Source organism: Acinetobacter sp. RUH 2624, from assembly GCF_000162375.2.
Classification (GTDB): domain Bacteria; phylum Pseudomonadota; class Gammaproteobacteria; order Pseudomonadales; family Moraxellaceae; genus Acinetobacter; species Acinetobacter nosocomialis.
In genome coordinates this window covers 2,460,753-2,484,864 of the sequence record NZ_KI391939.1, presented here as the reverse complement: position 1 = coordinate 2,484,864, position 24,112 = coordinate 2,460,753, and the positions used below count along the sequence as shown (strand labels likewise).

The window sequence follows — 24,112 nt, the reverse complement described above, 5'->3', positions numbered from 1 at the left end:
TATGGCAGTAAAAAAAAGGAAACGCCATGCAAGAGTTTACGATCTCAAATGGATACTTTTACCTTTGGAATACGTATTTAAAAGAAAAGGGAATAGCGTGGCAGTCACTCAATTTAAATGACACTCAAACTCGGCAAATACAAAATATTTTATCTGCCTCTATTGATGCTCAGTCCTCCTTACATCTTTTTACTGAGCTTTTAGAACTAACCGAATCTCGATTACAAGTGACCAATTTGGCTTTAGAAATGGCAGCCTGTATTACACCTGCCAATTTTGGCGTGTTGGGTTATATGGCCTCCAGAAGTGATACCTTAGGTCAAGTGGTTAAATATATTGCTAAATTTCATCGCCTAGTAATAGATGGGGAGCAAGTTGTACCTATACAAATCGAGCAAGATGCTTCCAAAATTCGCTTGTATTGGCCTTTGGTTGATGACAGTAATATTGTACTTAGCGAGTTAACCTTAGCCGCAATGGTACAGCTTGCTAAAGAGATTGCTCCCTTACATGATTTTCTTTTACAGCATGTCGAATTTGTACACCGAGCTCGGGGGCCTTTGGTTCTTTATCAACGCTTCTTTCAGTGCAAATTGTCATTTGACCGACCGTACTATGCATTAACTTTTTCAAGTGAAAGTTTAAATGTTCGTCCCCAGCATGCAGACCCGACTTTAGTGCAGCTTTTAGTAAAACAAGCTGAAGAAGCTTTGGTTCAACGGAAAATACATACCGATTTAGTTCAGCAAATACATTGGATCGTACAAGAATATTTAAAGCATAAGCAGCAGGCTCCAAAAATAGAAGATATTGCCATCGAACTTAATGTTTCAGTACGAAGCTTGCAGCGTCAACTACAGGCATTAAACACTTCATTTAAATTAATTTTAGATACTGAGCGTATGAAGCGCTGCGAGATATTGTTAAGTCAAAATGAAAGTCTTACTGCGATTGCTGACCAGTTGGGTTATTCCGATCAGTCTGCACTTGCGAGGGCACATAAAAATTTAACAGGGCAAACATTATTAACTCGTAAAAAGCAATTGCAACTCACCCATAAAAATACGGAGAAATAGATTTTTGATGATTTTTTATTCACATTGCAAACGAATAATGGCTCAAAAATAGGAAGCTTTGATCATTGAGAAAAGTTTCAAAATATTGATAAATGTACGCCATGGGTTGTATGAATCATACAATCGAATATCGCCATAACGTTAGGCCTGTTCAATGAGCAAAAAATAGCGTTAAAATGCGGTGTTCTTGTATTTCTACAAACAACTCCTCAATTTTAAATAATTCAAGGAAAGCACAACCCTATGTCACGTCTTGCCACCCGTTTTGAAAAGCTGCAGTCCCAACAACGTAAAGCGCTTGTATCTTATGTCATGGCGGGTGATCCACAGCCACAAGTAACAGTTCCGTTACTTCATAAAATGGTTGCGGCAGGAGTAGACGTTCTTGAGCTTGGTTTACCATTTTCAGACCCGATGGCTGATGGTCCGGTTATTGCGCTTGCTGCGGAACGCGCGCTTGCGGCAGGGACGAACACCTTAGATGCATTGAACATGGTAAAAGAGTTTCGTGAACAGGATCAGGAAACACCTGTTGTTTTGATGGGTTATCTCAATCCTGTTGAAGTGATTGGTTATGAGAAGTTTGTTTCTTATGCGAAACAATGTGGTGTAGATGGCTTATTACTTGTGGATTTACCACCAGAAGAGTCAAAAGAATTTGGTGCGATCTTAAAACAGCATGATATGGACCAAATCTTCTTACTTGCACCAACTTCAACTGATCAACGTATTCAACACGTAGCAAATCAGGCAAGCGGTTTTATCTACTATGTTTCACTTAAGGGTGTAACAGGTGCAGCGACTTTAGATACTTCTGAAGCGGCTGCGCGTATTGAAAAAATCAAAAGTATAACTAACGTTCCTGTTGGCGTTGGTTTCGGAATTAGTGATGCTGCATCAGCGAAAGCGATGGGTAGCGTTGCCGATGCCGTGATTGTAGGTAGTGCTTTCGTTAAATCTTTTGCAACGTTAACAGCTGATGAAGCTGTTGAACAGACGGTGAATAAAGTCAAGGAGCTTCGAGCAGCGCTCGATGAGTTAGTATGAATCAAGAAGTGAAATCAGGGAAAGTTCTTAGCCCTTCGACGCCATGGACACAGCGTCCAGTTCCAGGTATTGAAGTTGCAGATGAGCAACAGACTCTTAAAGCAACATTTACTGAGCCGACTATTGAGTGCCCTGAATGTCATGCTTTAGTGACACGTACAGCTATATCTTTCAATGCGTATGTATGTCCACAGTGTGACGAACACTTAAAAATGAAAGCTCGCGATCGCTTAAACTGGTTCTTCGACAATGTTGTAGCTGAATTAGGTCAAGAATTTAGCGCGAAAGATCCTTTAAAGTTTGTCGATAGCAAACCTTATCCAGAACGTATGCGTGAAGCGCAAACTAAAACTGGTGAAACGGAAGCCCTCATTGCTATGCAAGGAAACTTAAATGGCGTAGACATGATTGCATGTGCTTTTGAGTTCGACTTTATGGGTGGCTCAATGGGTACTGTAGTAGGTGACCGTTTTGTTAAGGCGGCTGAGCTTGCAATTGAAAAACGCCAACCTTTAATCTGCTTTGCAGCTTCTGGTGGTGCACGCATGCAAGAAGGTATGTTGTCACTTATGCAAATGGCGCGTACTTCTGCTGCAATTCAAAAATTAAAAGATGCAGGTTTACCTTATATCGTAGTGTTAACACACCCAGTTTATGGTGGTGTAACTGCTTCTTTAGCAATGTTGGGCGATATCCATATTGCAGAACCTAAAGCAATGATCGGCTTTGCTGGTAAACGTGTAATTGAGCAAACTGTACGTGAAACATTGGAAGAACCGTTCCAACGTGCTGAATATTTGCTTGATCATGGTGTAATCGATCAGATTGTTCATCGTCATGCTTTACGTGATACTGTATCTCGACTTGTATCGAAATTGATGAACTTACCTTGAAACAACAAGCTCCACTTTCAACAGACTCTTTAGATACATGGCTCAATTATTGGAGCCATGTTCACGTTACAGGGATCGATCTTGGTCTGGAACGTGTTATTCCCGTAGCAGAAAAATTAGGAGTGACAAAACCCACTGCTAAAGTTTTCACTGTTGCCGGAACAAACGGGAAAGGTTCAACTACAACAACACTTGCGTCTATATTAAAAGCACAAGGTTATAAAGTTGGGTTGTATCAATCGCCGCATATCTATCGGTTTAACGAACGAGTCAAATTAGGTGGAGTCGAGGTTGATGATCAAAGCCTGATTGATGCTTTTGTACAAGTTGATCAGGCTCGTCGCGATTGCGATTTAAGCTTATCGTTTTTTGAAGCAACCACTTTGGCTGCTTTTGTCATTTTTAAACAGCAACAATGCGATGTATGGGTGCTTGAAGTCGGTTTAGGCGGACGTCTGGATGTCGTCAATGTCATTGACCCTAATATTGCTGTGATCACCAATATTGGTCTTGACCACACTGACTGGTTAGGCGATACCATCGAGAAAATTGCTTTTGAAAAAGCAGGTATCATTCGCCCTGATATTCCAGTCATTTTTGCAGGCGAGCAAGTTTTACCTCAAGCCATTCAAGATAAAGCCAATAGTTCAAAAGCGACACTATATGCGATTAACAGAGACTATTTCTATAAACTCGCAAATGATGGAAAACACTGGTATTTTGCAAGTGAAGGAACTACTTTAAAACTGCCATTAGGGTCACTTGCAATTGAAAATATTGCAGGAGCGGTTGCTGCTGTCTTAAATAGCGGACTTGAAATCTCCCAATCTGCGCTAGAGAAGGGCATTGAAAATGCTCGCTTGGCAGGACGCTTTGAAGTGCGTCAAGTCAATGGAAAAACCATAATTTTCGATGCTGGACACAATCCACATGGTGTTGAATTTTTGTTAAAGCAATTGCGAAATTTCTTAGAATACAATAAACAGTACACAGAAGTTGTCGCAGTATTTTCAATGCTGGCAGATAAAGATATAAAATCAGTAGTCGATTTATTGAAACCTACTGTTTTACATTGGAAAATTGCTGAGTTGAATGTGCCGCGTGCTGCACCGATTCAGCAATTGAATGACGCCCTACAAGGCCAGACAATACAACAATTTGGCAATATCAAAGAGGCTTTTAAATCAGCGCTTGAGCAGACAAATAACAATCAGCTGATTTTAGCCTGTGGTTCGTTTCATACTTTAGAAGCGATTTGGGAGTATTTGGAAGAATGTCAATGAATAACAAACAACGCTGGATGGGTGGCGTTGTTTTATTAGGTGGTGGTGTTTTATTGGCAGCATTACTTCTAAAAGGAAATGAAGAAATAAAACATGTGGGCGCTGAACCACAAACCTCTACATCACCGAAGCCACAAGCTAAGCCAAAGCCATCCGCACAAGAAGGGCAGATGGTACAGCTACAGCCGCTTGCAGTAGATGTGGAAACAGAGAAACGTCTTCTGGAAGAACAACGCCGTTCCCGTGAAAAAGCTGTCGCGGAACAAGAAGCTCGTGCTGCTCAGTTCTTGGCAATGCAACAACAAGCAGAAGCAGATGCAGCGCGTAAAGCCGCTGCAGAATATGCTGCGATTAATGCACGCCGTGCTGCTGCGCAGGAAAGTTCAGATAATATCCCTCCTGAAGTTGCAGGTGGTGAAGGTAAGACAAAAGGACAGCAGACTGATACAAAAAAGCCAGTAGATACAGCTAAAGCAGATGCAGATAAAAAAGCTGCTGAAGCGAAGAAGCAAGCAGAAGCCGACAAAAAAGCCGCTGAGGCAAAGCGTCAGGCCGAAGCTGATAAAAAAGCAGCAGAAGCTAAGAAACAAGCCGAGGCAGAAAAGAAAGCTGCTGAAGCTAAAAAGCATAAGGCTGAAGCAGAGAAAAAGGCTGAAGAAGCTAAACATCAAGCTGAGGCGGAAAAGAAAGCTGAAGCTAAGAAACATGCTGAAGCAGAAAAGAAAACAGCAGAAGCTAAACATAAAGCTGAAGCAGAGAAAAAAGCTGAAGCTGAGAAAGCGCGTGAATTGCTTGAAAATGGCGATAAGAAATGGATGGTACAGGTTGCATTGGCTGCTAATCAGGCAAATGCAGATGCTGTTGTTTCTAAACTACGCGCTAAAGGTTATAAGGTCACGACAAGCCCAACCAGTAAAGGTATTCGTATTATGGTTGGTCCAGCAAAAGACCGTGATACTGCAGATGCAGCTCGTAAGAAAATTACCTCTGACTCCAGTTTAAACATGAAGTCAGCTTGGGTGATTGATTGGGTGCCATTAGATCAGCGCTAATCTGATCATAAGTTTATTCAAGATCTAGTTAAGATGGATTCGACAATTGTTGTTGAATCCATTTTACATTTTCAGGGGTGAATAAAAGGTCAATATTTTTCCAAATAATATGATAACCATACCCACCTTGTTTCATTTCTTTAACAGCATCATCAATTGTCCAATCTTCAAAAATAATTCGGTACATTGCAACGCTAGCACCGGTACGGTCTGAACCATGGTAACAGTGTAATAAAACACGTTGGTGATTTTGTTTGGCAATTTTAATTTGCTGCATGACTTCTAATAGGTCTTGTCTGTTAATAGCCCATGTGTCGATAGGAATGTGAACAAGATTAAAATTTTCATTTTTAAATACTAATTCATCTGAGTCTTTAGCTCTTAAATTAATAATAGTTCCAATTTGATGGTGCTTTAACTCGGGAATCATTGCTGCATTTGGTTGTTCGCTACGAAAAACATCATTACTCACTTGATAGAAATTATGGGTTTGAGAAACTAAAGTTCCCCAATCTTTGGGTCTATGCTCATGTGCAATGCTTTCATGTTGCATACATCCTTGTAGGTTTAAACACAGAACAAAAGCAATGAGGGAGAGTTTTTTCATGTTTGATACCGTCGAAGCTCATGAGGATCATGGGCACAAATAATTTCAATCGTTGGCTCATGTTGAGCCAAATGCTGTATTTTTTTCAGGTTAACAAGACGCTTTTCATTATCTTCTGCAAATGTTTTTTCCAGAAGGGTTAGCGATCTTAATTTATTTTTAGGATTTAACTCTAGGTGTGAGTAGTAAGCATCTCCGCAGAACAATAACCACTGATTTTGCTGTTTGATAGCAATTCCACAATGTCCGGCAGAATGACCTAATAATGGCACCATTAAAATTTCGTCTTGGAATAACGGGAAACCTTTGACTTTTTCAAGATTAAACCATTTTTCACCCTGCTGATATTCAACAAAATTCCAGTATCGATGATGATTATATTGATTGGTTCTATAACGAAGCTTACCTTTAAAATTAGGCAATTGTGCAGCATTATATTCAGCGGCTAATACATGAACTGTGGCATGAGGAAAATCCGAAATGCCACCTGCATGGTCAAAGTCGAGGTGAGTCACAAAGATGTGTTGTACATCTTTAGGATGAAATCCTAATTTTTGTATTTGCTGAATCGCGCTGAATTCAAGATTCGGCTCAATTTTCCCCAAACGTTTGACTAAAGAGCCAAGGCGCTGTTGCATGTGTAAATAGTCTTGCAGACCAAATCCGGTATCAATGAGCACAAGGCCTCGATCAGTTTCTACCAAAAGACAATGGCATACAACGTCAGCTTTCCAGCCTTTCTGCCCAAATAAAGGTGCGCAGACAGGACACATACTGCCGCATTTCAAATGATGAATTTTATGGATCATGATTGTTGTTTTTTGCACAAACTCCTTGGGAGTTATAACTGATCTCGACAGTAAAAACCATGCGTATTCAATAATGCAAAAAAAAGCCATCGGTTGAGATGGCTTGGAGATGGAAACATTCGTTTATGAGCTTTAGTTAGTTTTCTTTACTTTTTCTCATTATTGATTACGCGCTTTATTGTTTTTTTAGGCAACTTTTCAAATGCCTGTCTACGCGCTTGTCTTGCAGAGAACTTTTCAGATGCTTGCCTACGCGCTTCGCTTATCTTGCAGGGAACTTTTCAGATGCTTGCCTACGCACTGCGTTTGTCTTGCAAGTGATAAAGCCTTTATTCGGCTTTATCACTTTCAGGCTGTGGTGTGAGGCGTAAATAAGGTTTCACCGCAGTATAGCCTTTAGGGAAACGTTGTTTAATTTCTTCTTCATCTTTCAAAGAAGGAACAATCACAACATCTTCGCCTTGTTGCCAGTTCGCTGGAGTAGCTACTTTATGCTTGTCGGTTAATTGTAATGAATCTACTACACGTAAGACTTCGTTGAAGTTACGACCAGTCGAAGCAGGGTAAGTAATAATTAAACGAACTTTTTTGTTCGGATCAATAATGACCAAAGAACGAACTGTAAGCGTTTCACTAGCATTTGGATGAATAAAGCCATATAGCTCAGATACTTTGCGGTCTTTGTCGGCAATAATTGGAAAATTAACTGTAGTATTTTGAGTTTCATTAATGTCATTAATCCAGCCTTTATGCGACTCCACGTCATCTACAGATAGGGCAATCGCTTTGACATTACGTTTTTCAAATTCATCTTTTAGTTTTGCTGTATAGCCTAATTCTGTTGTACATACAGGGGTATAGTCAGCGGGATGCGAAAATAAAATACCCCAACTATTACCTAAAAAATCATAAAAACTAATTGTGCCTTCGCTTGATTCTTGTTGAAAATCAGGGGCAGTGTCTCCTAATCGTAATGTCATGATCTGTCCTCAGTTGCTTAAAATTTGTTATATGTTGAAATGACTATGCCGCAATTTATTTATTATTAAAATTATTGTTTTTGTATTTTATTATGAACTTTTTATATAAGTGTAAATATATATGACTAAAACTCGTTAATTTATGGACTGAATCAATGTAACTTTAAGATAAATTTGCTAAATTAGATTTCTCGGAAGTTGTGTTCAATAGATAAGCGTTAATGTTGAGTTTTGGGTGCCAGATGCATTAAAGGGGCTTAGATAAAGGGTAAAACCGTTTATCTAACTATCAGATTTTTTTTATGGGTTTTGTGCAAACCCCTTGTACTTCAAATTTCTGACACCATAATAAACGACTGAGAAAAAATTTATTCATTTGACCAAGCAAGATTTAGAGAGTTTATCCATGTTGGCAAGTCTGATCGGAGGTATCTTCGGTACAAAAAATGAGCGTGAACTCAAACGCATGCGCAAAATTGTTGAGCAAATCAATGCGCTCGAGCCGACGATATCAGCTTTAAGCGATGCAGACTTATCTGCAAAAACTCCAGAATTCAAACAACGTTATAGCAATGGCGAAAGTTTAGATAAGTTACTCCCTGAAGCGTTTGCAGTTTGTCGTGAGGCAGCAAAACGTGTGATGGGCATGCGTCACTACGATGTACAATTGATTGGGGGTATTACTCTCCACGAAGGCAAAATTGCCGAAATGCGTACCGGTGAAGGTAAAACCCTTATGGGTACTTTGGCGTGTTACTTAAACGCATTAAGTGGCGAAGGCGTTCATGTGATTACCGTGAACGATTACTTGGCACAGCGCGACGCTGAGTTAAACCGTCCATTATTTGAGTTTTTAGGTTTAAGCATTGGTACAATTTATTCAATGCAAGAACCGTCAGAAAAAGCAGCGGCTTATCTTGCTGACATTACTTATGGTACCAATAACGAATTTGGTTTTGACTACTTACGTGACAACATGGTGTTTTCTTTAGCAGAAAAGAAACAACGTGGTTTGCACTATGCCATTATCGATGAAGTTGACTCAATCTTAATTGATGAAGCACGTACCCCATTAATTATTTCTGGTCAAAGTGAAGACTCTTCACATCTCTATACGGCAATCAATACAATTCCACCAAAACTACGCCCGCAAAAAGAAGAAAAAGTTGCGGATGGTGGACATTTCTGGATTGATGAAAAGCAACGTTCAGTTGAAATGACTGAAATCGGTTATGAAACTGTAGAGCAAGAACTTATTCAAATGGGCTTGTTGGCTGAAGGCGAAAGCTTATATTCGGCAACAAACCTAAACCTTGTTCACCATGTATCTGCAGCTATTCGTGCGCATTTCTTATTCCAACGTGACGTTCATTATATTATTCATGATGGTGAAGTCATCATTGTTGATGAGCATACTGGCCGTACAATGCCGGGTCGTCGTTGGTCAGAGGGTCTGCACCAAGCAGTTGAAGCAAAAGAAGGTTTGGAAATTCAGCCTGAAAATCAGACCTTAGCGACAACTACATTCCAGAACTATTTCCGTCTTTATAAAAAGCTTTCAGGTATGACAGGTACTGCTGATACTGAAGCTGCGGAAATGAAGGAAATTTATGGTCTTGATGTTGTTATTATTCCGACACATCGTCCAATGATTCGTAATGACCAAAACGATTTAATCTATTTAAACCGTAACGGCAAATATAATGCGATTATTCAAGAAATTATGAATATTCGTGAGCAAGGTGTTGCACCGATTCTAATTGGTACAGCAACCATTGAAGCCAGTGAAATTCTATCTTCTAAGTTGATGCAAGCTGGTATTCACCATGAAGTGTTGAACGCTAAACAGCACGAGCGTGAAGCAGACATTATTGCTCAGGCGGGTAGCCCGAATGCAGTAACAATTGCAACCAACATGGCTGGTCGTGGTACAGATATTATCTTGGGTGGTAACTGGAAAGCGAAACTTGCCAAGCTTGAAAACCCAACAGCAGAAGATGAAGCACGTCTAAAAGCACAGTGGGAGCAGGACCACGAAGATGTATTGCAAGCAGGTGGTTTGCACATTATTGGTTCTGAGCGCCATGAATCACGTCGTATTGACAACCAGCTGCGTGGCCGTGCGGGTCGTCAAGGTGACCCTGGTGTTTCTCGTTTCTATTTATCTCTTGAAGATGACCTCATGCGTATTTTCGCAGGTGACCGTGTTGTTGCCATGATGCGTGCAATGGGCTTACAAGAAAATGAAGCGATTGAACACAAAATGGTAAGTCGCTCTATCGAAAATGCTCAGCGTAAAGTTGAAGCACGTAACTTCGATATTCGTAAGAACTTATTGAAATACGATGATGTGAATAATGAACAACGTAAGATCATTTATTCACAACGTGATGAAGTGTTAGCTGAAAATACTTTACAAGATTACGTTGAAGAGATGCATCGTGAAGTCATGCAAGCCATGATTGCCAACTTTATTCCACCTGAGTCAATTCATGACCAATGGGATATTGAAGGTCTAGAAAATGCTTTACGTATTGATTTAGGTATTGAACTTCCGGTTCAGGAATGGTTAGAACAAGACCGCCGTCTTGATGAAGAAGGTCTGGTTGAGCGTATTAGCGATGAAGTGCTCGAACGTTATCGTCAACGCCGTGCGCAAATGGGTGATGAGTCAGCAGCAATGCTTGAGCGTCATTTCGTTCTAAACTCTCTTGATCGCCACTGGAAAGATCATTTAGCTGCAATGGATTATTTGCGCCAAGGTATTCACTTACGTGGCTACGCGCAAAAGAACCCGGAGCAGGAATACAAAAAAGAAGCGTTTAACCTGTTTGTGAACATGTTAGGCGTCATTAAAACTGATGTTGTGACTGATTTGTCTCGTGTACATATTCCAACACCAGAAGAACTTGCAGAAATGGAAGCTCAACAGCAGCAACAAGCTGAGTCGATGAAGCTTTCTTTTGAGCATGACGATGTGGATGGCTTAACAGGTGAAGTGACTGTCTCTCAAGAAGCACTCAATGAGCCGGCTGGTGAACAACAAATGTTCCCAGTACCAGAAAGTCGTAATGCACCATGTCCATGTGGTTCTGGTTTAAAATATAAACAGTGTCACGGCAAAATTTAATTTTCGTGATAAAAAAAGCAGAACAATCGTTCTGCTTTTTTTTCATTTGTAGTAAGCCTGTGAATAATGTTTGCAGTTTTAAGTATTAAATGCTATTTACTTCTCATCCAGAGTGTATGTTGGAAAGACAATGAAAAAAGTATTACAACCTTTATTTTTAACTGTTCTTGCTGTACCAAGTTTTGTTTTCGCAGCAGAAACAGCTTCAGCACCTCAAACCACAACGGTTGATAAGGTTCTTGCGGCAAAAGGCCCAACTTCGGCTCAGGCTGTAGTGAAACAAGAGAATACGACGGTAATTAGCCCTCGTACAGGTATTCGTTATACATTGGGTAATACAGGTAATCGCCCAATCATTTTACAAACTGCTGCGATTGCTCCAGCAAACTCTGCAAACATTAATCGTATTGTGGCAACTAACCCAGCTCTATCTGCAAAAAGCCAAGAAAAAGCAAAAATTGCATTAATTGGTGAAGCAGCAGTTGCGGGCGCAGCAGCTGTGGCGGCAAGTAATGTAACTGCTCCTGCAGCGACAAACAGTGTTGCACCAGCAAACCCTGCATCAATGAATTAATTTTCATATATAAAAAAGCCGGTCAATTTTGAACCGGCTTTTTTATGTTAGGGTGTTTGAAAATACTTAAATCTGATTATTCACATCTTCATTCTTGGTTTCACGAATAAGTAAAAAGGCAACCAATGATAAAAGTGATGCCGCTGTAAGATAATAACCTACAGCATACAAACCATAAGTTTCAGCAAGTTTTGTGGCAATTAATGGCGCAAACGATGCACCAAAAATACCAGCTAAGTTAAAGGTTAATGCTGAACCTGTATAACGAACTGAAGTTGGGAAAATCTCAGAAAGAACCGTACCAATCGGGCCATAGGTCAAACCCATAATTGATAGGCCAGTACATAAGAAAAGAAAAACGATAAGAGTATTTCCAGACTCTAACATGCTAGAGAAGAATAATCCGAAGATCGCAGCAGCGATACATACACCAACTGAAGTTGCTTTACGTCCAAATTTTTCTGCAAAAATAGCAGATAAAGGTATGAAGGCTGCAAAACAAAGTGTGGCAAAAAGTTGAAGTTCTAAAAACTCACCACGTGCATATCCCAGTTTTGTCGTTCCCCAGTTAAGTGCAAACACTGTGGTCAAATAAAACACCACGAAAGTACAAATTGCGGCAATTGTGCCGAGAATAAGCTTTCCAGTGTGTTTCGTGACAACTTCTTTAAATGGAATATTAACTTCTTTTTGCTTATCTAAAACTTTCTGGAAAGCTGGAGTTTCATGGAGTTTTAAACGGATATATAAACCAACAATAACCAAAATTGCACTGGCAATAAATGGAATACGCCAGCCCCATTGCATGAATGCTTGTTCAGGAATAGCTGCACTTAAAAGTAAGAATGAACCCGTTGCTAAAATAAAACCAATAGGTGCGCCAAGCTGTGGGAACATGCCATACCATGCACGCTTACCTTCTGGAGCATTTTCAGTTGCAAGTAGTACAGCACCACTCCATTCGCCTCCTAGACCTAAACCTTGTCCTAGACGGCAAACCGCTAATAGTAATGGTGCGACAATCCCGATTTGGGCATAAGTCGGAAGTAAGCCAATACATACTGTTGATATACCCATAGTAAGCAAGGCTGCCACTAGGGTTGCTTTACGGCCGATTCGATCCCCTAAATGACCAAATAGCGCTGCACCAATAGGGCGGGCAATAAAAGCAATCGCAAAGGTTGCTAGTGACTGTAAGACTGCGGCACTGCCACTGCTAGCAGGGAAAAACAGATGTGGAAAGATAATCACGGCAGCAGTTGCATAGATATAAAAGTCGAAGAACTCAATGGTTGTACCGACTAAGCTTGCAAACAAAACCCGTGTTTTTGAATTGGTGGCTACTACAGGAGCAGCTGTCGCAGAGGTTGACTCCATATAAGTCCTTATATCAGTTAAAATTTATTTTTAGTTTACTATTCTCATTAAAGGCATATTTTTCTTCAAAGAATAGTGTGAAAGAACATCTTCCATGACTCTTTCAGGATCACTGAATATGAGTGAAAAATGGATTAAACAACGTACCAATAGATTGCAAGAAAGTGTGCACCTGCACCTAAAAGTACAAAAATATGCCATATCGCATGGGTATATCTTACCTTTTTTAACGCGTAAAACAATGCTCCAACGGTGTAAGCTAAACCTCCAGTAATCAATAACATCAAAGCGTCTTTACTTAAATAGGTACGCATATCATCCATTACAAAAACGGCAAGCCACCCCATAAGAACATAAGCGAGCAAAGAGATTTTCTGAAAACGATGAATAAAAACTAACTTGAAAAGTGTACCAATTGCAGCAATGCTCCAGAGTGCAATAAGCAGAATATGAGCTTTTTGTGTAGGTATCGCAATACTCAAGAACGGGGTATATGTCCCAGCAATTAAATAATAAATAGCAGTGTGGTCGAGTTTCTTATACCAGTAACGTAAGTTTTGGGTCTGGGCAAAATGATAGAGAGTCGAACTGGTAAAAACGAGAATAAGGCTAAATGAATATACCCACAAACCTACCCACTGTGCCGTGGAAAGATAAGAACCTTTTATAATTAAAAGGATAGATGCAATCACGGCCATAACAACGCCAGCACCATGGCTATAGGCATTAAAAAGTTCTTCTTTAGGATCGTAAGTTTCTAACACCGATTTGCTCATAAGTTTATTTTTTTGATTAAAAATACAAATGTATAGAAATACAAAACAGTCGTAAAGTTATTTTATTTTTAATCCTATACCCTTTAAACTTTCACTTTATATGAGTCACCATTCTTTAGGTATATCTGTGTCGGTTTTCTCCTTTGAGCAAGAACAGCAATTCTTTCATGAAATCAAACAAATGCTTGATGAGCAAAGTTTTGAGCGTTTGATTTTGAGCCAATATAAAGGAGAGATGGCACAGCTAGAAAAAATCACTTTCCGTATTGTGGAGTTAAATGGGAAAAAACAGCTTTCAGCTTTATATCATTATACTACTCAAGATGTGACCAAAAACTATACCTTTGAAGAGGGTTTAGAACAGATCGCAACACTGATTGTTCAATGCAAACAAGCAAATTTATTTTCAACTCTGCAAGAAATTCAGCTTAAAAAAAATAAGAAAAAAGCCATGCTTAATATGGGTAAAAAGCAAAGTACGAATACGACTCCAACAGTACAAGCGCATGATCGTGAAAAACAGCGTTATGTACAGCAAGGTAGTGCATTTTTAAAAGAGCTTGGTATTACCGATGAAAAAGCTCAAATCATTCCAAGCATGGCTCGTAAATGGAAGCAAATTAATAAATTCATCGAAATTTTTGCGAGTGCGTATGAGCAGATCGATGCAGAGCAAAAAGAGTTACGCATTGTCGATTTTGGTTCAGGAAAAGGTTATTTAACTTTTGCTTTGTATGATTATTTACAGGAACAACAAAAGATACCGCTCATTACAGGTGTAGAGCTGCGTCGTAACTTGGTTGAGTTTTGCCAGAATGTGGCAGACAAAGTACATTTTAATCATTTGGACTTTTTTGAAGGCGATGTTCGTAGTTATCAGCCAGAAAAACTGGACGTTATGATTGCTTTGCATGCGTGTGATATCGCGACTGATTTTGCCATTCATACCGGAATTCGTTTGAACGCTTCAATGATTATGTGCGCGCCGTGCTGTCACAAAGAATTACGTCCACAACTACATAGCCCTGAAATTTTACAACCCATGCTACAGTTTGGTATTCATGCTGGACAGCAAGCTGAGATGTTGACCGATACTTTGCGTGCGTTACTTTTAAAAGCATATGGTTATGAAACCAAAGTTTTTGAGTTTGTATCGCTTGAACATACCAGCAAAAATAAAATGATTTTGGCAACAAAACGCAAAGATGTTTCTCAACCTGATGCGAAGATTATGGCTCAAATTCAAGCATTGAAAGAAATGTATGGGATTAAAAAACAGACCTTGGAATTGTTGTTACAAGATCAGTTGCCAATCGAAAATATTGGTTGCAAATGCTAGGACGGTGAGTGGATGTATAAAATTATAGTGGGTGATTGGAAACAGCTTGAGAAGGACGCCAAATACATCCGTAAACAAGTTTTTATTCAAGAGCAAGGTATTGCACCCGAAGACGAGTGGGATGATTTTGATGCCACTGCTGTGCACTTTATGGTGTATGACAAAGAGCAGCCTATCGCTACAGCACGCTTGTTACCGCAGCATAGTATAGGACGTGTTGCTGTTTTAATGCCTTATCGAAAGCAGGGTATAGGTAAAATTTTAATGCAGCATATTATTGACTATGCGCGTAATCAAAAATTGCCTTATTTAAAGCTTTCCGCGCAAACTTATGTGACAGCTTTTTATGAAGCTCTAGGTTTTAAAGTGCAGGGTGAGGTTTACCAAGATTGTGGTATTCCACATATTGATATGACTTTAGCGTTAAGTTGAGACTCCTTTTTAGAAATCTCAACTTTGAATTACTTCATCGCATTCCAGTTTTCGATGGCTTGTAAGCCTGTTTCCAAACCAACTTCATAGCTGTAACGAAGCTTTTTCGGATTTGTCGTTAAACGACCTGCCATATTTTTAAGAGGCGGTGGACATACCTCTAAAATTTGCTGTTCAGGGTTACTGCTACGAACAAATTCAACTGAAGCATTATAACGGGCACAGCGGTTACGCAAACTATTTGCAAAACCGTAATGGTGTTTAAAAGCATATTTCGCAAGGAATTGGTCGCCTCGACTACTTGCTTTAAAGTAGTTCTTCGGACGAGTACGTAAAACTAATAGCTTTTTGACACCACTTTGCTGAGCCGTCCAGCGAACGGGTAGAGCATCTGCAACGCCGCCATCAAAGTAGGGTTCACCCATAATATCGACGGGATGACGAGTTAAAACCGGAATTGAGCTAGAAGCACGCAGTGCATTTAGCAAATTATCTTTACCAGCACGAAGATACTCAGCATGACCAGTTTTAGCATGCGTCAATACCATATAAAAATCTGGATTTTTGGCAAAAAGGCTCTGTTGATCAAGAGGATGTTCTTGTTCGCCAATTTCCCACATCCATTTTAAATCAAGTAAATCGCCACCTTTAAAGAAGCGCTTATAATCGATAAATTCAGGACGGAGGGAATGATCAATATAGAAGGTTAAAGTCCGACCTTGTTGACCTGCCAAGTAGTTAGCCACATTGGTCGAACCAGAAGATACACCAACGTATAAGTCAAAAGGATTGAACTGTTGTTGTAGAAAAGCATCAAGTACACCACTGGTAAAGGCACCACGCATGCCTCCACCTTCTACAACCAGTGCGTTGCGGGAAAAATCTGTCATTTGAAAAATATCTGATTACTGATGTGAATGCTGATGTTCTTGCATGTCCATTTCAGGCATGTTGTCATGATGACTTTGTTGATCTGTCGATTTTTCAACTTTTTGTTGCATTTCGTGCTGTTGAGCTTTGCGCTGAGCACCTGGCATATAGTCAGGTTCATTACTCATTGCTAAATAGAAAAAGCCAAGGAAAATCGCACTTAAAACACCAACGATCAGAACAAATTTCCAGCCTAAAACTGCTGACTCGGAAGAATTTTTATCGGACATAAGGATTTCTCGAATGTGCTGTAGAAGCACAAAAATGAAGTCTATTTATAGCATATTTAGGCAGTAGGCTGAAATCTTAAAGGTCATAAAGAAAAACCCATATAAATAAAATATATTTATATGGGTAAGGTTTATGCAGTTTTTAAATATTTAATAGATTTAAATTATTGAATATTTTGTTTCTGCTCAGCTTTGGTTTTGAGTAACGCTGGGGGCGTGAAGCGCTCACCATATTTGGCAGCCAACTCTTCAGCACGTTTCTCTGCTTTATCAATACCATACTGATTTAGGAATTGAATCGCTCCGCCAGTCCAAGGTGCATAACCAATTCCAAAAATAGAACCGACATTGGCATCAATAACCGACTCCAACACACCTTCTTCGTAACAACGTAAGGTATCTAAAGCCTGTACAAACAAAATGCGATCTATCATATCCTGCTCAGAAATATCATGATCTTTTTGCCAACGGTTTAAGCCTTCCCATAAGTGTTTTTTACCATTTTCAGGATAGTCATAGAAACCTGCGCCAGCAGCTTTACCTTTACGGTTTAACTCATGAATCATGGTATGAATCACTTCATCTACTGGTGTTTTCGGTAGCTCTTTGCCTTCGGCTTGCAGCGCTTTACGTGCTTCATTGGCAACATGCTCTGTCAAAGTTAAAGACACTTCATCTTGAATCGCAAGTGGTCCCACAGGCATGCCTGCTTTCAGTGCTGCCATTTCAATACGTGCTGGGTGGACACCTTCTGCAAGCAAGCGCATACCTTCTTGAATAAAAGTACCAAACACACGACTGGTAAAGAAGCCACGGCTGTCATTAACAACGATTGGCGTTTTTCCAATTTGCTGTACAAAGTCGTAGGCTTTAGCAAGCGTCTCTGCCGAGGTGTTTTTACCTTTAATAATCTCAACCAACTGCATTTTGTCGACAGGGCTAAAGAAATGCAGACCAATAAACGCTTTATCATCTTTACTTGCTTGAGCTAAACCTGTGATTGGCAGGGTCGATGTATTCGATGCCATTACGCCATTAGATACTAAATATTGTTCAGCTTCTTGAGTGACTTTGGCTTTGAGTTCTTGATTTTCAAATACCGCTTCAATAATTAAGTCACAGCCTTGAAGGTCTTGAGCTGACGCTGTAGCCGTAATGAGCGATAAAACCTGATCGCGTTTTTCTGCGGTCATACGGCCTTGTGAAACACGTTTATCTAAGAGTTTTTGTGAGTAAGCTTTGCCTTTCTCAGCATTTTCAACAGATACATCTTTAAGGATAACAGGAATACCTTTAATTGCGGTTGAATAAGCAATGCCCGCACCCATCATGCCCGCACCTAACACACCAACTTTAGTCGCTTGCCATTTGGCAACATCGGCAGGGCGGCTTGCACCAGACTTAATTGCATTTAGGCCATGCCAGAACGTGCCAATCATATTTTTAGAAATTTGGCCAGTTGCTAGTTGAGTAAAATAGCGAGACTCGATGCGCAACGCTGTATCAACATCAACTTGAGCGCCTTCCACTGCGGCAGCCATAATCGCTTCAGGAGCAGGGTAGCAGCCCTTGGTTTTGTCTTTTAACATGGCTGGTGCAATCGCAAGAACTTGTGCAACTGCCGGAGTTTTTGGATCGCCACCCGGAATTTTATAACCCTTCACATCAAAAGGCTGTTGAGATTTTGGATTTGCCTTAACCCATGTAATTGCTTTATCTAAAAGTTCTTGCTCACTTTCAGCAGTATCATGAATTAAGCCTAAAGATTTTGCTTTATCAACACCGAACTGCTTACCTTCCATTAAAAATGGAAATGCATTTTGAAGGCCAAGCAGACGTACCATACGTACAATACCACCGCCACCCGGAAGTAAACCTAAAGTAACTTCTGGTAGGCCAAATTTGCTTTTTGGGTCATTGATTGCAATACGGTGATGGCAACTTAATGCGATTTCCCATCCTCCGCCCAGGGCCGTGCCATTCAATGCTGCAACAACTGGAACTCCTAGTGTTTCAATCGTTCTTAGATGTCCTTTTAACTTCTCAACCATATTGAAAAAGTCAGTTGCATGCTCAGGTTGAACTTGAATCAGTTCATCTAAATCACCACCAGCAAAGAATGTTTTTTTAGCTGAACGGAAAATAACGCCTGAAAGTTCCGTTTCTGCTTTAAGTTTCTGAGTGACCTCATCAAGCGAGTCACGAAACTCAGCATTCATGGTGTTTGCAGATTGTCCAGTTGAATCAAGCGTTAAAATGACAATATTGTCGGCATTTTTTTCGTATTGAATTGCACTCATCTTTATCTATCCCTAAATTTTTATACACGTTCAATAATGGTGGCAATACCCATACCACCGCCGACACAGAGCGTCGCTAAACCACGCTTTTTATCTTGTCGTTCAAGCTCATCAAGTAGTGTGCCCAAAATCATGGCACCTGTTGCGCCTAAAGGATGTCCTAAAGCAATTGCACCACCATTTACATTGACTTTTTCAGCAGGGACGTTGAGTTCATTAATAAAACGCATAACAACTGCTGCGAATGCTTCGTTGACTTCAAATAGGTCAATATCATCAATCGTAAGGCCTGCTTTTTCTAAAGCTTTGCGTGCGGCAGGCGCAGGGCCAGTCAGCATGATGGTTGGGTCAGTACCGACTAATGCGGTCGCCAAAACTTTAGCGCGTGGTTTTAAATTTTGTTCTTTTACTGCTTTTTCTGAAGCTAATAAAACGACAGCCGCTCCATCGACAATGCCTGATGAGTTACCTGCGTGATGAACATGATTTACTTTTTGTGCTTCTGGATATTTTTGTAAAGCAACTGCATCAAAACCCATTTGCCCCATCATTTCAAAACTTGGGTTGAGTTTTGCAAGGCCTTCGAGTGTGGTATTGCCTTTAATAAATTCATCTTTTTCTAAAATCACCACACCTGAATGATCTTTGACTGGTACGACTGAGTGATTGAAATAACCATTTGATTGAGCTGCTGCCGCTTTTTGTTGTGACTTCACCGCAAAATTATCAACATCTTCACGGCTATAGCCGTCTAAGGTTGCAATAAGATCAGCCCCGATACCTTGTGGAACAAAAGATGATTTAAGGTTTGTTTCGGGATCTAGTGCCCATGGTCCGCCATCAGAACCCATTGGAATGCGTGACATTGATTCAACACCACCAGCAACCACTAAATCTTCCCAACCAGAGCGGACTTTCATTGCTGCCATGTTGACGGCTTCTAAACCTGAAGCACAAAAGCGGTTAATTTGTACGCCAGCAACATCATCATTCCAACCAGCAGCAATTGCTGCGGTTTTGGCAATGTCCCCACCTTGATCGCCAATTGGTGTTACGCAGCCCAGAACAATATCGTCCACTTTAGATGTATCAAGCTGATGGCGCTGTTGCAATTCGTTTAATAGGGTGGTGAGTAATGATATTGGTTTTACTTCATAAAGAGAGCCGTCTTTTTTTCCTTTTCCGCGTGGTGTGCGAATGGCATCAATAATATAAGCCTCGCTCATAACAGTTCCTTTTTTATTGCTTAAAATTTATTTGTGCTTTGAGTGTACTGGTTTTAATAGCGAGCGCAATGACGATAAGCGCACCAGTCAGGTGATGATTTTTGCCAATAGAGATATAAAAAAGCCCAAGTTGAACTTGGGCTAGATGTGAATATAAAGAGATTTAAGAATTAGTGGTAACCATGTAGTTGGCGATATAAGCCAGGAGTTACACCAGTCCACTTTTTAAATGCACGGTGGAATGTACTGGTTTCACTAAAACCAACTTGCTGAGCAACATCTTCAAGTGTTAATTCAGGGTTGAGCAACAAGTGAATCGCAGCATCACGACGTAGAGCATCTTTTACGCCTTGATAGCTTTTACCTTCAGCAGCTAAGCGGCGGCGTAAAGTTTGCGGAGATAAATACAGCATTGATGCAACGTCGTTAAGCGTTGGCATTTCTTCACCAATTTGACTCTTGAGTACGTCACGAATACGAGAAGTCAGCGAATTGGTGTTCTTGAATTTTACTAAAAGCTGAGCAGGGGCTGCTTTCAAGAACTCTTCTAGCGTTTTTTCATCTTGACGGATTGGTAAATCAAGATAATCAGCTGCAAAGGTTATTTCAGTACGTGGTGCATCAAACTGCATAACTGGCGCAAAGAATAAAGCATCATATTCATCTGCATGTGCAGGGCGCGGATAGCTAAAATGAACACGTTCTAATGGTAAGCGGCGTTCAATCAGCCAAGATGCCAAACCATGCCAAATCATGAGCATACTTTCAGTAATGAAATGATCTGGATCTAATGTTTTTGGAATGAGAGGTACTAAACGCGCTTCGTGTTTGTCACGCTCTAGCGTTACTGACCATTCATCACCAAATAATTTATAAAACTGAGATGAGAGTTCAAGGGCTTGGCCCAAGGTTTTTGCATGAATAATCAACTGACACATAATGGCAAAAGTGCCCAAGCGACGCGGCTGTACATCAAAGCCGACGTGTTCATCTTGTGTGACCATCCATAACATTTTTATAAAACGGGTATATTGTTCTGGTGAGATTCGAGCTTTAGGTTGACGTAATAGTTCCGCTTCGATACCCACATGTGAAAGTAACGTCTCGACATCCATGCCAAGGCGTTTTACGCCTGTCAAAGCCGCATTCACGAAGTGGATGCTAATCGTATCGCGACTCATATTGAATCCTTCAGTCTCTTTGATGTTCACTTTAAATTGACCTAAATGACCGTCTAAAAAAATAAATTGGCGATTTACAACAGTGTAAAAGCACTTTTTACATGTTAAATTGCCGAAATGATCAAGGTAAATGGCTGAACATGACATTGTTTTAGAATATTTGCTTAACTAATATAAAAGAAAATTCGAATAATAGTGGTTAAAAATACGATGACGACAGCATTAAATGGACTTAAAGTTCTCGATTTCTCAACGCTCTTACCTGGACCTTTTGCCACAATGTATTTGGCCGATATGGGGGCAGAAGTCATCCATATCGAATCTCCATCCCGTCCAGATCTCATTCGGATAATGCCGCCATATGCCAATGGACAGGCGACTGCACATAGTTATCTAAACCGAAATAAACAGTCGATTGTTCTCGATTTAAAAGATGCTGCCAGTATTGATCTGATAAAAGCCAAGATTTCCGAGTTTGATATTGTCATAGAACAATTTCGACCAGATGTCATGCGCCGTTTAGGATTGGACTATGCAACGCTTGCAGAAATTAACCCGCGTTTAATTTATTGCTCAATTACAGGTTATGGACAAACAGGAAACTACAAAGATCGAGCTGGACACGACATTAATTACTTAGCTTTAGCAGGTATTGCTGGATATAGTGGCCGACAAGATAGTGGTCCACCACCGCTTGGCATTCAAGTTGCCGATATTGCAGGTGGATCATTACATGCAGTTATTGCTATTTTGGCTGCGGTCGTTGAGCGCAGCCGTATTGGTATAGGCCAATATATTGATATTTCCATGACGGATTGTGTGGCGAGTCTAAATAGTATGGCTGCGTCAGCTACGCTTGCAGGACAAGTTGAACAGGCGCCAGAACAGGGAATGCTTAATGGAGGTATTTTCTATGACTATTATATGACTCAAGATGGTCGTTATCTTTCCATTGGCAGTCTTGAACCGCAGTTTATGGCTGGCTTATCTGCTGCATTAGATTTACCTGTGTTATTGCAAAAAGGCGCATCATTAGATGCCGAAGATCGACAGGAAGTTAAACAAGCCATTCAGGAAAAAATTAAAACCAAAACATTTAAAGAGTGGCATGAAATTTTTGCAAATCTTGATGTGTGTGTAGAGCCAGTATTGAGTTTAAGTGAGGCTTTAAATTCACCGTTAGCACAACAACGTGGATGGATTGTGAATGTACCTTTGCAAAATAATATGGCAGATACAGAACCTCAAATTGCATGCCCAATTAAGTTCTCACGTTCCCAAATGCGATATTCCTTTGTAGGTCAAAAACTTGGCGAGGGGCAGTGGTAAGGTTAGAGGGCTATTTCTTATACAGTAAGTACTAAGATTATTATCTGATTAATCAATTGATTAACATTTTGAATAATTTCTTTACATAAAATTAGCGTAACCTTTATAAACAAAGACATAAAAGGTTCGTAAACATGAAAACGCATAAATCTTTGATGGTTTCCTGTTTATCCGTTTTATCAATTACTCTTTTTGTTCAGCATGCACAAGCTGCTGCTGCATTTGACCCAAATAGTTCTTGGATGTTGGGTGATTGGAACGGGCAACGTACAGCGTTACAAGCACAAGGTTATGATTTTTCTTTTGGATATACCGGTGAATATGCCGGTATTTTAGATTCAAAGAATACTTCTACACACGGTAGCGCTTATACAGGGCAACTTGCTTTAGGTTCGCATTTGGACCTAGGTAAAATTTTAGGGTGGCAAGATACTGAAGCTCAAATCACTTTAACTTATCGTGATGGGCAATCGCTTTCTGAACATTCTCCAGCTTTAGCTGGACACATTAGTTCTGCACAAGAAGTGTGGGGGCGTGAGCAAACTTGGCGTTTAACAGACTTGTGGATTAAGAAAAAATTCCTTGATCAGAAGTTAGATGTGAAAGTTGGTCGTTTTGGTGAAGGTGAAGACTTTAATAGCTTTGACTGTGACTTCCAGAACTTGGCCCTCTGTGGTTCACAAGTGGGTAACTGGGTAGGCGATCAGTGGTATAACTGGCCGGTTAGCCAATGGGCAATGCGTGTTAAATATAATGTGCAACCCGATTTATATACGCAAATTGGTGTATATGAATATAACCCAGAGAACTTGGAGCGTGGCAAAGGTTTCAACCTAAGCACAGATGGTTCTCACGGTGCAATTATTCCGGCAGAGGTCGTTTGGTCACCTAAATTAGGCGTGCAAAGCATGCCTGGTGAATACCGTTTAGGTTATTACTACAGCACTGCTGATGCAGAGGAAATTACTAATCCAACCAAAACATCTCATAAGCAAGGTGTTTGGGTAACTGCGAAACAAAAATTATTCCAGCCAGCTGATCAAACTGATCGCGGTTTAACAGGTTTTGTGAACCTTACTTTCCACGATTCAGATACTAATAAAGTTGATAACATGCAAAATGTAGGCTTAGTCTACAAAGGTTTGCTCAATCAACGTCCACAAGATGAGTTGGCACTTGGCGTTGCTCGTATTCATATCAATGATGACTGGAGCGATATTCAAGCCAAAGAATACGACACTGAATACAATACCGAGCTTTACTATGGTATTCATGCCACTAACTGGCTAACTATTCGTCCAAATGTGCAATATGTTCGTCATGTTGGTGCATTAAAAAATGGTGATAACACTTGGGTAGGCGGTATTAAATTCTCAACCGTATTCTAAGTAATTATTCCGAAAAACGGATTGTCGAGGGCTAAATCATTGATTGAAGTATCCAGACCTTCCGTTTTTTTCTTTATGCCTGAATTTTGTTTTATATGTATTGGTGATGCCATTTTCCTATAAGGTTTTTGGCACATCTTTCCGATAAAAATG

General features: G+C 40.2%; 21 protein-coding genes. 11 read left to right on the top strand and 10 right to left on the bottom strand.

What is annotated here, in order from left to right:
- The first annotated feature begins 26 nt into the window (after positions 1-26).
- The 5 genes from HMPREF0014_RS18220 (at position 27) to HMPREF0014_RS18200 (ending at position 5,351) form a co-directional block, all read left to right on the top strand.
- On the top strand, positions 27-1,076 hold the full coding sequence (locus HMPREF0014_RS18220; RefSeq protein ID WP_006580320.1) for an AraC family transcriptional regulator: 1,050 nt from the start codon (positions 27-29) through the stop codon (positions 1,074-1,076).
- 243 nt (positions 1,077-1,319) lie between these two features.
- The gene (gene trpA, locus HMPREF0014_RS18215; RefSeq protein ID WP_002051145.1) at positions 1,320-2,123 is read left to right on the top strand and encodes a tryptophan synthase subunit alpha; all 804 of its coding nucleotides are present in this window, start codon (positions 1,320-1,322) and stop codon (positions 2,121-2,123) included.
- The gene (accD, locus tag HMPREF0014_RS18210) at positions 2,120-3,016 is read left to right on the top strand and encodes an acetyl-CoA carboxylase, carboxyltransferase subunit beta (protein WP_002051365.1); all 897 of its coding nucleotides are present in this window, start codon (positions 2,120-2,122) and stop codon (positions 3,014-3,016) included. Before trpA ends, accD begins: the two co-directional genes overlap by 4 nt.
- Positions 3,013-4,299 carry a bifunctional tetrahydrofolate synthase/dihydrofolate synthase gene (gene folC / locus HMPREF0014_RS18205; RefSeq protein WP_006580321.1) on the top strand — a complete coding sequence of 429 codons (1,287 nt, stop codon included), beginning with the start codon at positions 3,013-3,015 and terminating at the stop codon, positions 4,297-4,299. Before accD ends, folC begins: the two co-directional genes overlap by 4 nt.
- On the top strand, positions 4,290-5,351 hold the full coding sequence (locus HMPREF0014_RS18200; protein ID WP_004712006.1) for an SPOR domain-containing protein: 1,062 nt from the start codon (positions 4,290-4,292) through the stop codon (positions 5,349-5,351). The genes folC and HMPREF0014_RS18200 overlap by 10 nt, the downstream gene beginning before the upstream one ends.
- 28 nt (positions 5,352-5,379) lie before the next feature.
- On the opposite strand, the gene HMPREF0014_RS18195 is transcribed toward HMPREF0014_RS18200, so the two are convergent.
- From HMPREF0014_RS18195 to HMPREF0014_RS18185, 3 genes are all read right to left on the bottom strand, one after another.
- Entirely contained in the window at positions 5,380-5,958 is a 579-nt protein-coding gene (locus tag HMPREF0014_RS18195) for a dual specificity protein phosphatase family protein (protein ID WP_006580323.1), read from the bottom strand.
- Positions 5,955-6,767: an MBL fold metallo-hydrolase gene (locus tag HMPREF0014_RS18190; protein ID WP_176563846.1), complete on the bottom strand. Its 813-nt coding sequence runs from the start codon at positions 6,765-6,767 to the stop codon at positions 5,955-5,957. Before HMPREF0014_RS18190 ends, HMPREF0014_RS18195 begins: the two co-directional genes overlap by 4 nt.
- A gap of 329 nt (positions 6,768-7,096) precedes the next feature.
- Positions 7,097-7,747 carry a peroxiredoxin gene (locus tag HMPREF0014_RS18185; RefSeq protein ID WP_006580325.1) on the bottom strand — a complete coding sequence of 217 codons (651 nt, stop codon included), beginning with the start codon at positions 7,745-7,747 and terminating at the stop codon, positions 7,097-7,099.
- Positions 7,748-8,153: 406 nt separating this feature from the next.
- On the opposite strand from HMPREF0014_RS18185, the gene secA reads away from it, so the two are divergent.
- Both secA and HMPREF0014_RS18175 read left to right on the top strand, forming a co-directional pair.
- Positions 8,154-10,877, top strand: a complete 2,724-nt coding sequence (gene secA, locus HMPREF0014_RS18180) for a preprotein translocase subunit SecA (RefSeq protein WP_006580326.1) — start codon at positions 8,154-8,156, stop codon at positions 10,875-10,877.
- A gap of 130 nt (positions 10,878-11,007) precedes the next feature.
- Complete coding sequence (locus HMPREF0014_RS18175) at positions 11,008-11,451, top strand: hypothetical protein (protein WP_002051244.1); 444 nt, start codon at positions 11,008-11,010, stop codon at positions 11,449-11,451.
- Positions 11,452-11,517: 66 nt separating this feature from the next.
- Here the strand turns inward: HMPREF0014_RS18175 and HMPREF0014_RS18170 are convergent, their stop codons facing one another.
- Positions 11,518-12,828 (bottom strand): MFS transporter, encoded by a 1,311-nt coding sequence (locus HMPREF0014_RS18170; protein ID WP_004712018.1) that lies wholly within the window; start codon positions 12,826-12,828, stop codon positions 11,518-11,520.
- Between the two features lie 134 nt (positions 12,829-12,962).
- A complete protein-coding gene (locus tag HMPREF0014_RS18165; RefSeq protein ID WP_006580327.1) occupies positions 12,963-13,604 on the bottom strand; it encodes a hemolysin III family protein in 642 nt (213 codons plus the stop codon).
- Positions 13,605-13,731: 127 nt separating this feature from the next.
- On the opposite strand from HMPREF0014_RS18165, the gene HMPREF0014_RS18160 reads away from it, so the two are divergent.
- A complete protein-coding gene (locus HMPREF0014_RS18160; RefSeq protein WP_031944336.1) occupies positions 13,732-14,943 on the top strand; it encodes an SAM-dependent methyltransferase in 1,212 nt (403 codons plus the stop codon).
- A gap of 12 nt (positions 14,944-14,955) precedes the next feature.
- Positions 14,956-15,375: a GNAT family N-acetyltransferase gene (locus HMPREF0014_RS18155; RefSeq protein WP_006580329.1), complete on the top strand. Its 420-nt coding sequence runs from the start codon at positions 14,956-14,958 to the stop codon at positions 15,373-15,375.
- Positions 15,376-15,404: 29 nt separating this feature from the next.
- Here HMPREF0014_RS18155 and HMPREF0014_RS18150 read toward each other — a convergent pair whose 3' ends face one another.
- The 5 genes from HMPREF0014_RS18150 to HMPREF0014_RS18130 form a co-directional block, all read right to left on the bottom strand.
- A complete protein-coding gene (locus tag HMPREF0014_RS18150; RefSeq protein WP_006580330.1) occupies positions 15,405-16,265 on the bottom strand; it encodes a patatin family protein in 861 nt (286 codons plus the stop codon).
- 15 nt (positions 16,266-16,280) lie between these two features.
- The gene (locus HMPREF0014_RS18145; protein WP_020992281.1) at positions 16,281-16,535 is read right to left on the bottom strand and encodes a hypothetical protein; all 255 of its coding nucleotides are present in this window, start codon (positions 16,533-16,535) and stop codon (positions 16,281-16,283) included.
- A 164-nt stretch (positions 16,536-16,699) separates the two neighbouring features.
- Entirely contained in the window at positions 16,700-18,835 is a 2,136-nt protein-coding gene (locus HMPREF0014_RS18140; RefSeq protein ID WP_006580332.1) for a 3-hydroxyacyl-CoA dehydrogenase NAD-binding domain-containing protein, read from the bottom strand.
- A gap of 20 nt (positions 18,836-18,855) precedes the next feature.
- Complete coding sequence (locus HMPREF0014_RS18135; protein ID WP_006580333.1) at positions 18,856-20,061, bottom strand: acetyl-CoA C-acetyltransferase; 1,206 nt, start codon at positions 20,059-20,061, stop codon at positions 18,856-18,858.
- Between the two features lie 170 nt (positions 20,062-20,231).
- Positions 20,232-21,242: an AraC family transcriptional regulator gene (locus HMPREF0014_RS18130; protein WP_002051267.1), complete on the bottom strand. Its 1,011-nt coding sequence runs from the start codon at positions 21,240-21,242 to the stop codon at positions 20,232-20,234.
- Positions 21,243-21,452: 210 nt separating this feature from the next.
- Between HMPREF0014_RS18130 and HMPREF0014_RS18125 the strand changes: the two genes are divergently transcribed.
- Both HMPREF0014_RS18125 and HMPREF0014_RS18120 read left to right on the top strand, forming a co-directional pair.
- On the top strand, positions 21,453-22,571 hold the full coding sequence (locus HMPREF0014_RS18125) for a CaiB/BaiF CoA-transferase family protein (RefSeq protein WP_006580335.1): 1,119 nt from the start codon (positions 21,453-21,455) through the stop codon (positions 22,569-22,571).
- 155 nt (positions 22,572-22,726) lie between these two features.
- Complete coding sequence (locus HMPREF0014_RS18120; RefSeq protein WP_079377139.1) at positions 22,727-23,959, top strand: carbohydrate porin; 1,233 nt, start codon at positions 22,727-22,729, stop codon at positions 23,957-23,959.
- Positions 23,960-24,112: the final 153 nt, after the last annotated feature.

Coding starts and splice junctions, on each gene's coding strand:
- HMPREF0014_RS18220 (WP_006580320.1), top strand. CDS start 27: ATGCAAGAGTTTACGATCTCAAATGGATACTTTTACCTTTGGAATACG.
- trpA (WP_002051145.1), top strand. CDS start 1,320: ATGTCACGTCTTGCCACCCGTTTTGAAAAGCTGCAGTCCCAACAACGT.
- accD (WP_002051365.1), top strand. CDS start 2,120: ATGAATCAAGAAGTGAAATCAGGGAAAGTTCTTAGCCCTTCGACGCCA.
- HMPREF0014_RS18200 (WP_004712006.1), top strand. CDS start 4,290: ATGTCAATGAATAACAAACAACGCTGGATGGGTGGCGTTGTTTTATTA.
- HMPREF0014_RS18195 (WP_006580323.1), bottom strand. CDS start 5,958: ATGAAAAAACTCTCCCTCATTGCTTTTGTTCTGTGTTTAAACCTACAA.
- HMPREF0014_RS18190 (WP_176563846.1), bottom strand. CDS start 6,767: ATGATCCATAAAATTCATCATTTGAAATGCGGCAGTATGTGTCCTGTC.
- HMPREF0014_RS18185 (WP_006580325.1), bottom strand. CDS start 7,747: ATGACATTACGATTAGGAGACACTGCCCCTGATTTTCAACAAGAATCA.
- secA (WP_006580326.1), top strand. CDS start 8,154: ATGTTGGCAAGTCTGATCGGAGGTATCTTCGGTACAAAAAATGAGCGT.
- HMPREF0014_RS18175 (WP_002051244.1), top strand. CDS start 11,008: ATGAAAAAAGTATTACAACCTTTATTTTTAACTGTTCTTGCTGTACCA.
- HMPREF0014_RS18170 (WP_004712018.1), bottom strand. CDS start 12,828: ATGGAGTCAACCTCTGCGACAGCTGCTCCTGTAGTAGCCACCAATTCA.
- HMPREF0014_RS18165 (WP_006580327.1), bottom strand. CDS start 13,604: ATGAGCAAATCGGTGTTAGAAACTTACGATCCTAAAGAAGAACTTTTT.
- HMPREF0014_RS18155 (WP_006580329.1), top strand. CDS start 14,956: ATGTATAAAATTATAGTGGGTGATTGGAAACAGCTTGAGAAGGACGCC.
- HMPREF0014_RS18150 (WP_006580330.1), bottom strand. CDS start 16,265: ATGACAGATTTTTCCCGCAACGCACTGGTTGTAGAAGGTGGAGGCATG.
- HMPREF0014_RS18145 (WP_020992281.1), bottom strand. CDS start 16,535: ATGTCCGATAAAAATTCTTCCGAGTCAGCAGTTTTAGGCTGGAAATTT.
- HMPREF0014_RS18140 (WP_006580332.1), bottom strand. CDS start 18,835: ATGAGTGCAATTCAATACGAAAAAAATGCCGACAATATTGTCATTTTA.
- HMPREF0014_RS18135 (WP_006580333.1), bottom strand. CDS start 20,061: ATGAGCGAGGCTTATATTATTGATGCCATTCGCACACCACGCGGAAAA.
- HMPREF0014_RS18130 (WP_002051267.1), bottom strand. CDS start 21,242: ATGAGTCGCGATACGATTAGCATCCACTTCGTGAATGCGGCTTTGACA.
- HMPREF0014_RS18125 (WP_006580335.1), top strand. CDS start 21,453: ATGACGACAGCATTAAATGGACTTAAAGTTCTCGATTTCTCAACGCTC.
- HMPREF0014_RS18120 (WP_079377139.1), top strand. CDS start 22,727: ATGGTTTCCTGTTTATCCGTTTTATCAATTACTCTTTTTGTTCAGCAT.